This is a genomic window from Lentzea aerocolonigenes (assembly GCF_000955955.1).
GTDB classification, from domain to species: Bacteria; Actinomycetota; Actinomycetes; order Mycobacteriales; family Pseudonocardiaceae; genus Lentzea; species Lentzea aerocolonigenes_A.
This window is the reverse complement of sequence record NZ_JYJG01000556.1, coordinates 1-7,495: the sequence shown is the minus strand read 5'-3', so window position 1 is coordinate 7,495 and position 7,495 is coordinate 1. Positions and strand designations below refer to the sequence as shown.

The window sequence follows — 7,495 nt, the reverse complement described above, 5'->3', positions numbered from 1 at the left end:
AACTGGGGCGGTTCGTACCTGACCGTGCCGAAGCAGAGCAAGAACGCGAAGAAGGCCGCGGAGCTCGCCGCCTGGCTGACCGCGCCGGAGCAGCAGATCAAGGCGTTCAAGTCCAAGGCCACGTTCCCGAGCCAGGTCAAGGCGCTCACCGACCCCGCCCTGCTGGAGTCGTCGAACGCGTACTTCGGTGACATCAAGGTCGGCGCGCTGTTCGCCGCGCAGGCCAAGAAGATCACGGCCGCGCAGTACAAGGGCCCGACCGACGGTCAGATCCAGGACACCGTCGTCAGCGCGGCGCTGCTGTCCGTCGAGCAGGGCAAGAGCACCGCGGACGACGCGTGGAAGACCGCCGTCGCGGAGGCACAGAAGGTAGCCAAGTGACGGCTTTGCTCACACGGCCGGACCGCGAGCGGGTCGAGGAGACCCGCCCGCGGTACCGTCTGTCCACACTGGACGCCAAGGTCTCCCCCTACCTGTTCGTCGCCCCGTTCTTCGTGCTGTTCGCCGCCATCGGCGTGTTCCCCTTGCTGTACACGGCCTACGTGTCGCTGTTCGACTGGGAACTGGGCGCGGACGACGCGAAGTTCGTCGGCGCGGACAACTACATGACTCTGCTCGGCGACAGCCAGTTCTGGAACGCGCTGTTCAACACGTTCAGCATCTTCGTGCTGTCGACCGCCCCCCAGTTGATCATCGCGGTGCTGCTCGCCTCTCTGCTCAGCGCCAACCTGCGGGGCAAGACGGGGTGGCGGATGGGCGTGCTGCTGCCCTACGTCGCGTCGATGGTCGCGTTGACGATCATCTTCGGAAACCTGTTCGGGCCGCAGTACGGCCTCGTCAACGACGTGCTCACGGCGGTCGGCCTGCCGGCCATCGACTGGCAGGCCAGCACGTTCGGCAGCCACGTCGCCATCGCCTCGATGGTCAACTGGCGGTGGACGGGGTACAACGCGCTGATCGTGCTGGCCGCGATGCTCGCGATCCCGCGTGAGGTGATCGAGGCCTCCGTGGTCGACGGCGCCGGTCCGATCCGGCGGTTCTTCAGCATCACGCTGCCGATGCTCAAGCCCACGCTGATCTTCGTGGTCGTCACGTCGACGATCGGCGGGCTGCAGATCTTCACCGAGCCGTTGCTCTTCGCGCCCGCCGGCGGCAGCGGTGGCGGGTCCGTGCACCAGTACCAGACCGTCGTGCTCTACATGTACCAGTCGGCCTTCCAGCAGTTCGACCTCGGTTACGCGTCCACGATCGCCTGGATGCTGTTCCTGATCGTCATCCTGGTCGCCGGCCTCAACTTCTGGCTCACGAGGAAGTCGGTGCGATGAGGCGTCCATCCTTTGTGGTCTACGGAGTGCTGGCCGCGTTCGTGCTCGGCTCGGCTTTCCCGCTGTACTACTCGTTCCTGGTGGCGAGCCGGGACAACGAGGCGCTGACCGGGGACTTCACCCTGGTCCCTGGCGGGAACTTCTTCTCCAACGCGGCCAGGGTGCTCGACACGATCCCGTTCTGGAAGTCGCTGGCCAACAGCTTCATCGTGTCCGGCACGGTGACGCTGTCGGTGGTCCTGCTGTCGACGCTGGCCGGGTTCGCCTTCGCCAAGCTGCGGTTCCGGGGCAGCAGCGTGCTGTTCGTGTTCGTGGTCGCGACGCTCGCGGTGCCGACGCAGCTCGGGATCATCCCGCTGTACATGGCGATGGCGGAGTTCGGCTGGGCCGGCGAGCTCGAAGCGGTGATCGTGCCGAACCTCGTCACCGCGTTCGGGGTGTTCTGGATGCGGCAGTACCTGGTCGACGCCATCCCGGACGAGCTGGTCGAGGCGGCGCGGATGGACGGCTGCAGCCTGTGGCGGACGTTCTGGCACGTCGCACTGCCCGCCGCCCGCCCGGCCGCCGCGATGCTCGGCGTGTTCACGTTCATGCAGTCCTGGAACGACTTCCTGTGGCCGCTGGTCGTCCTGAACGCCGACAACCCGACGATCCAGGTGGCGCTGGAGAAGCTGCAGAGCGGCTACTACGTCGACTACTCGCTCGTGCTCGCCGGAACGACTCTGGCGACGATTCCGGTTCTGATTGTTTTCCTCGTGCTCGGGCGGCAGATCGTCGCGGGTGTCATGCAGGGCGCTGTGAAGGGGTGAAGGTGGAGAACATCGCTTTCCCGCAAGGGTTTCTGTGGGGCGCGGCCACGGCTGCGTTCCAAGTGGAGGGTGCTACCGACGTGGACGGTCGCACCGACTCCATCTGGGACGCGTTCTGCCGCGTGCCCGGCAAGGTGGTCGGTGGGCACACAGGAGAGCCCGCCGCTGACCACTACCGCCGGGTCGAGCAGGACGTGCGGATGATGGCCGACCTGGGCCTGCAGGCCTACCGGTTCTCGATCGCGTGGCCGCGGGTGCGGCCGGACGGCGGCCAGGTCAACCAGGCAGGGCTCGACTTCTACCAGCGGCTGATCGACACGTTGCTGGAGCACGGGATCAAGCCGTGGCCCACGCTCTACCACTGGGACCTGCCGCAAAAGCTGGAGGACCTCGGCGGGTGGGCGTCGCGTGACACCGCGTTCCGGTTCGCCGACTACGCCGCGACGACGGTCGAAGCGCTGGGCGATCGAATCGACACCTGGACAACGTTGAACGAGCCGTGGTGTTCGGCGTTTCTCGGTTATGCCGCCGGAATCCACGCTCCCGGCCGGACCGAGCCGTCCGCCGCCGCAGCCGCGGTGCACCACCTGCTGCTGGGCCACGGGCTGGCGGCGAAGGTGATCCGCGACGCGGGCAAGCAGGCCGGGATCACGCTCAACATGTACCCGATCATCCCGGCCGACCCTGCGTCCGAGGCCGACCTGGACGTGGCGCGGCGGCTGGACGGGTTGCAGCAGCGGATCTTCCTCGACCCGTTGCTGAACGGGAGCTACCCGGCGGACGTGGTGGAGGACCTGGCGCCGCTCGGGTTCTCCGAACTGGTCAAGGACGGCGACCTCGCGGTGATCTCGACGCCGCTGGACATGCTCGGCGTGAACTACTACTCCGAGCACTACGTCAGCGCCGCCCCCGGTGAGACGGGCCCGTCGCCGTGGATCGGGGTCCCGCAGGTGTCGTTCCCGCGCAGGGACGACGCGCCGCGCACGGACATGGACTGGGAGGTGCGGCCGGACGGGCTCACGTCCGTACTGCTGCGGGTGCACCAGGACTACCCGGCGATTCCCTTGTACATCACGGAGAACGGTGCCGCGTACCCGGACCAGCCTGGTGTCGACGACGCGGAACGCACCGAGTACCTGGCCTCGCACCTGCGGGCCGCGCACACCGCCATCGCCGCCGGTGTGGACCTGCGCGGGTACTTCTGCTGGTCGTTGATGGACAACTTCGAGTGGGCCGAGGGGTACGCGAAGAGGTTCGGCATCGTCCACGTGGACTACGAGACGCAGGTGCGCACGCCGAAGATGAGTGCCCGCTGGTTCTCCGAAGTGGCACGCAGCAACGCGATCGCGTCATGAGCAGGCGCCCCGGCATCGACGAGGTCGCCCGGTTGGCCGGGGTGTCGAAGTCCACCGTGTCCCGCGTGCTCAACGGAGCACCGCACGTGAGCACGCGGGCACGGGAGGCGGTACGACGGGCGGTCATCCAGCTCGATTACACGCCGAACCACGCCGCACGGTCGTTGGCGGGGCATCGGGCCAATGCGATCGCGTTGGTGGTGTCCGAACCGAGCGGCCGGGTGCTGGCGGACCCGTTCTTCGCCGGGGTGATGCGCGGGGTCCACGCCGAACTGGCCGGGCACCGCACCCAGCTGGTGCTGATGATGGCCCAGCCCGGCGACGTCGGGTCGTACCTGACCGGCGGGCACGTCGACGGCGCGCTCGTGATCAGCCTGCACGGCCACGACCCGCTGCTGACGTTGTTGCACGACAACGGGTTGCCGGTCGTGGCCGGCGGACGGCCACTCGCGGGCGGCCCGGTGCCGTACGTCGACTCGGACAACTTCACCGGGGCGATCGAGGCGACGCAGCACCTGATCTCGCTGGGACGCAAGCGGATCGCCACCATCGCGGGTCCCGCGGACATGGCCGTCGGGCTGGACCGGCTGTCCGGGTGGCGGCGCGCGATGTCCGGCCAGCGCACGGATCTGGTGGCGTACGGCGACTTCACGCCCGAGGGAGGTGCGTCCGCGATGACCTCGTTGCTGACGCGCGAACCGTTGCTGGACGCGGTGTTCGTGGCCGCGGACATCATGGCTCTGGGCGCGTTGCAGGTGCTGCACGCGCGAGGCCACCGGGTGCCTGACGACGTGGCCGTGGTCGGGTTCGACGACTCCGTGCCCGCGGTGCCGCCGTTGACGACGGTGAAGCAGGACGTGGAGCGGTTCGGGCGGATGCTGACGTGGCGCCTCCTCGCCGAGATCGAGGGCGAGGAGGGGCTGCCGCCTTCCGTGCTGCTGCCTACTTCGCTGGTGGTGCGGACAAGCGCCTGATCAGCTCGACGAACTCGTCGACGTGTTCGCGATGCGTGCGGTGGCTGAGGATGCAGACCCGCAGGGTGAACTCGCCGCCGAGCCGCGTGCTGGACAGGAAGAACCTGCCGGAGTCGTTGACGGCTTTGAGGAGCTGCTCGCTGTTCGCGCTCCGGAAGACCACGACGGTCAGGCCGGACGGCAGCAGCTCGATGGTCTCGATCTTCGCCAGCTCGGTGCGCAGGTGGTCGGCGAGGTCGTGCTTCTCGTCGAGCGCGTCCCGGAACGCCTTGACGCCGTGCAGGTGCAGCGGGAGCCAGACGCGCAGGCCGCGGAACTCCCTGGTCAGCTCCGGGCCCAGGTCGGCGTAGTCCGGCACGCCGGTGCCGTGGTCGAGGTCCTGCAGGTAGTCGCCGTCGGCCACGTGGGCGGCGCGGAGTCTCGCCTCGTCGCGGACGAGCAGCACGCCGGTGCCGTACGGGAGGAAGAGGCTCTTGTGCGGGTCCCAGGCGATCGAGTCGGCGCGCTGGATGCCGTTGAGGATGCTCTTGCCCCGCGCGGTCAGCTGGAACGCGCCGCCGTACGCGCCGTCGGCGTGGAACCACAGGGACTCCCGCTGGGCCAGTGCGGCGATGGCGTCGAGCGGGTCGACGATGCCCGTGCTGGTGGCGCCGGCCGTGCCGATGATCAGGAACGGGCGCAGGCCTCGTGCGCGGTCGTCAGCGATCATGGCGTGGGCTGCGGCGACGTCCATGCGCAGGTGTGCGTCGGTGGGAACGGTGCGGATGCGTTCGGGTGCGAAGCCCGTGATGTGGGCGGCTTTGGCCACGCAGTGGTGGGTGTGCGGCGTGACGTAGATGGTGCCGTTGGGGTCGTGCTTGCCGAGGCGGTCCTGACGGGCCGTGTGCACTGCCGAGAGAGTGGCGAGTGAGGCGCCGGTCGTGAAGATGCCGCCGGAGCCCGCGGGGAGGCCGAACTCGGTGCAGAACCAGCGGATGACGCTGTGCTCCAGCGCGACCAGCGCGGGAGCGGTGGAGGCGACGCCGGTGTAGCGGTTGGTCGCTTGGGCGGCGAACTCGGCGAGGACCGAGCTGTAGAGGCCGCCGGCCGGGAAATACGCGAGATAACGCGGGCCCGCGGTTTCCACGGCCTGGCTCGCGGCGTCGGCGAACCGGTCCAGCAGGTCAGCCAGTTCACCAGGTGTTTCGGCCGGTGGCGGCGGCAGGAGAGCCGTGCCTGTCGCGGAGGCGGGAGCGGCCTCCAGCCCCTCGATGAACTCCTCGACGAAGGCGGTCACCGTCTTCGTCCACTCGGCCCTGGTCTCGCGGTCCGGCTGCAGCATGAGCACACGGTACGAATCGTGCTCCGCCCGGTGCTCGCGGGATCCGGTCCTGCTCTTCCGGCTACCGCCGCCACGGCGTGTCGAGCGCCATCTGCTCTCCTGTGGTCAAGGTGTTGCACCCTTTGGCTCAACCTAGCGTGGAAGCGCTCTCTCGGAAGTGCCGCGTCTCAGCTCGTTCCGACGGAAAGGGTTACATCGGTGATCATCGACGCTGCGTGACGCGTTGGGCTCGTTTTCACTCGATCGGCACAACATCGCAGCACTCTCGGTAACGCCTGGCGTAGTGGCCCGATGGTCCTGCCGTACGAACGCCCACCTGAGGGAGCTTGACCGTGATCGAGAACTCGGCCGCCGGACTGGTCATGGTGCCCGGCGAGGTGACGGTGACCGTCACCGGCGAGGAGCACCACCAGGACGTCCTGGCCCGGTACGCGGTGCCGGACGGGGTGACGCGGCACGTCGCCGTGCACCTGACGTGGTGCATGATCGCCACCGGCAAGTACCGCGGTCAGCGCGCGATCGAGGTGCGGCTCGACGGGTACCGCGTCGGCGAGCTGACTTTCCTGATGTCGGGGCGGTATGCGCCCGTGCTGATGCACGTGGAGTCCGGCGGCGGGGCGACGGGGTGCGCGGCGCTGGTGCAGCGCGGCGCCAACGGGTTGCTGCAGGTCGTGCTGCGGATGCCGCGCGAGATTCCCCGTGGCGCGGTGGTGCCGGTCGTGGGTGCGCGCAAGTCGTGGGTGAAGCCGGTGGCGATCGGTGCGGCCAGCCTGTTCGGGTTCATCTTCACCATGGGCATCATCGGGGCCGCGATCGGTGGTTCTCCCCAGGACAAAGCGGCCGCGCTGACCACGACGGTCTCGCCCGCCGCCACGACCACGACGGTGGCGACCCCGTCCATCGCGTCGTCGACCACGACCACCACCACGACAACGACCACAACTACGACGACCACCACTCCCCCGGCGGCGCCGCAGCCTCAGCCGAACCCACAGCCGCAGCCGCAGCCTCAACCACAGCCGAAACCGCAGCCTCAGCCACAACCCGCACCGGTTCCCGCTCCGGCACCGCAGCCCAAGTGCGACCCGAACTACAGCGGGTGCGTGCCGATCGCGTCCGACGTGGACTGCGCCGGCGGCAGCGGAAACGGGCCCGCGTACGTGGCAGGCCCGATCCGCGTCATCGGTAGTGACATCTACGGTCTGGACAACGACAAGGACGGCATCGCCTGCGAGTGACGTCAGCGCTGGACGAAGACGCTCCTCGCCTGGAACGTGATGTTCGGCTGGCCGGTCTTGCCGTCGATCGGGTAGGGCCGGCCCGTGCAGTCGGTGCTCGCGAACAGCGACGCGGTCAACGCGCTGTTGTTGTAGGCGGAGCGAATCCTGTTGCCCCACCCGTGTGCCGCGAGGTCGACGCACGCCGAGGACCCGAGCGGCGAGACGTTGAACCGGGCACCCTCGTAGTTGGTCTGGTCCCACGCGCAGAACGCGTCGGTGAACGTGCAGTCCGGCTCGGCCGCCTGAGCCGCGGGCGTGACGGCCAGACCTGCCAGTGCGCACAGCAGAACAGTGATCTTCTTCATGGACCCTCCCCAGTTTCCCTTGTCTGGCACCATTCCCGGGTCACTGGACAGGGTCAAGGCTTTGCCGTACCGGTTTCTAGTAGTACTTCGTTAGGTCGCGCTGACCTGGGCGTGTGTGATCACATC

7 protein-coding genes and 1 pseudogene are annotated in these 7,495 nt (G+C 68.4%); 6 read left to right on the top strand and 2 right to left on the bottom strand.

Annotated features, from left to right (window positions below; all coding sequences use genetic code 11):
- From UK23_RS46760 to UK23_RS46740, 5 genes and pseudogenes are all read left to right on the top strand, one after another.
- Positions 1-381, top strand: a pseudogene (locus UK23_RS46760) (extracellular solute-binding protein); the annotation flags it as partial.
- A complete protein-coding gene (locus UK23_RS46755) occupies positions 378-1,325 on the top strand; it encodes a carbohydrate ABC transporter permease (protein WP_045318320.1) in 948 nt (315 codons plus the stop codon). The pseudogene UK23_RS46760 and the gene UK23_RS46755, both read left to right, overlap by 4 nt.
- Positions 1,322-2,134: a carbohydrate ABC transporter permease gene (locus tag UK23_RS46750; protein WP_045318319.1), complete on the top strand. Its 813-nt coding sequence runs from the start codon at positions 1,322-1,324 to the stop codon at positions 2,132-2,134. Before UK23_RS46755 ends, UK23_RS46750 begins: the two co-directional genes overlap by 4 nt.
- A gap of 2 nt (positions 2,135-2,136) precedes the next feature.
- Entirely contained in the window at positions 2,137-3,489 is a 1,353-nt protein-coding gene (locus UK23_RS46745) for a GH1 family beta-glucosidase (RefSeq protein ID WP_231114999.1), read from the top strand.
- On the top strand, positions 3,486-4,463 hold the full coding sequence (locus UK23_RS46740; protein WP_045318318.1) for a LacI family DNA-binding transcriptional regulator: 978 nt from the start codon (positions 3,486-3,488) through the stop codon (positions 4,461-4,463). Before UK23_RS46745 ends, UK23_RS46740 begins: the two co-directional genes overlap by 4 nt.
- Here the strand turns inward: UK23_RS46740 and UK23_RS46735 are convergent.
- Complete coding sequence (locus UK23_RS46735; protein ID WP_045318323.1) at positions 4,432-5,784, bottom strand: pyridoxal phosphate-dependent decarboxylase family protein; 1,353 nt, start codon at positions 5,782-5,784, stop codon at positions 4,432-4,434. The genes UK23_RS46740 and UK23_RS46735 overlap by 32 nt on opposite strands.
- Before the next feature lie 332 nt (positions 5,785-6,116).
- Between UK23_RS46735 and UK23_RS52400 the strand changes: the two genes are divergently transcribed.
- Positions 6,117-7,022 carry a hypothetical protein gene (locus UK23_RS52400; RefSeq protein ID WP_156213896.1) on the top strand — a complete coding sequence of 302 codons (906 nt, stop codon included), beginning with the start codon at positions 6,117-6,119 and terminating at the stop codon, positions 7,020-7,022.
- Between the two features lie 2 nt (positions 7,023-7,024).
- On the opposite strand, the gene UK23_RS46725 is transcribed toward UK23_RS52400, so the two are convergent.
- The gene (locus UK23_RS46725; protein WP_045318317.1) at positions 7,025-7,369 is read right to left on the bottom strand and encodes a peptidase inhibitor family I36 protein; all 345 of its coding nucleotides are present in this window, start codon (positions 7,367-7,369) and stop codon (positions 7,025-7,027) included.
- Positions 7,370-7,495 lie beyond the last annotated feature (126 nt).

What these genes read in the sequence shown, in the direction of transcription:
- UK23_RS46725 (WP_045318317.1), bottom strand. Translation starts at nt 7,369, where the DNA reads ATGAAGAAGATCACTGTTCTGCTGTGCGCACTGGCAGGTCTGGCCGTC.
- UK23_RS46740 (WP_045318318.1), top strand. Translation starts at nt 3,486, where the DNA reads ATGAGCAGGCGCCCCGGCATCGACGAGGTCGCCCGGTTGGCCGGGGTG.
- UK23_RS46750 (WP_045318319.1), top strand. Translation starts at nt 1,322, where the DNA reads ATGAGGCGTCCATCCTTTGTGGTCTACGGAGTGCTGGCCGCGTTCGTG.
- UK23_RS46735 (WP_045318323.1), bottom strand. Translation starts at nt 5,784, where the DNA reads ATGCTGCAGCCGGACCGCGAGACCAGGGCCGAGTGGACGAAGACGGTG.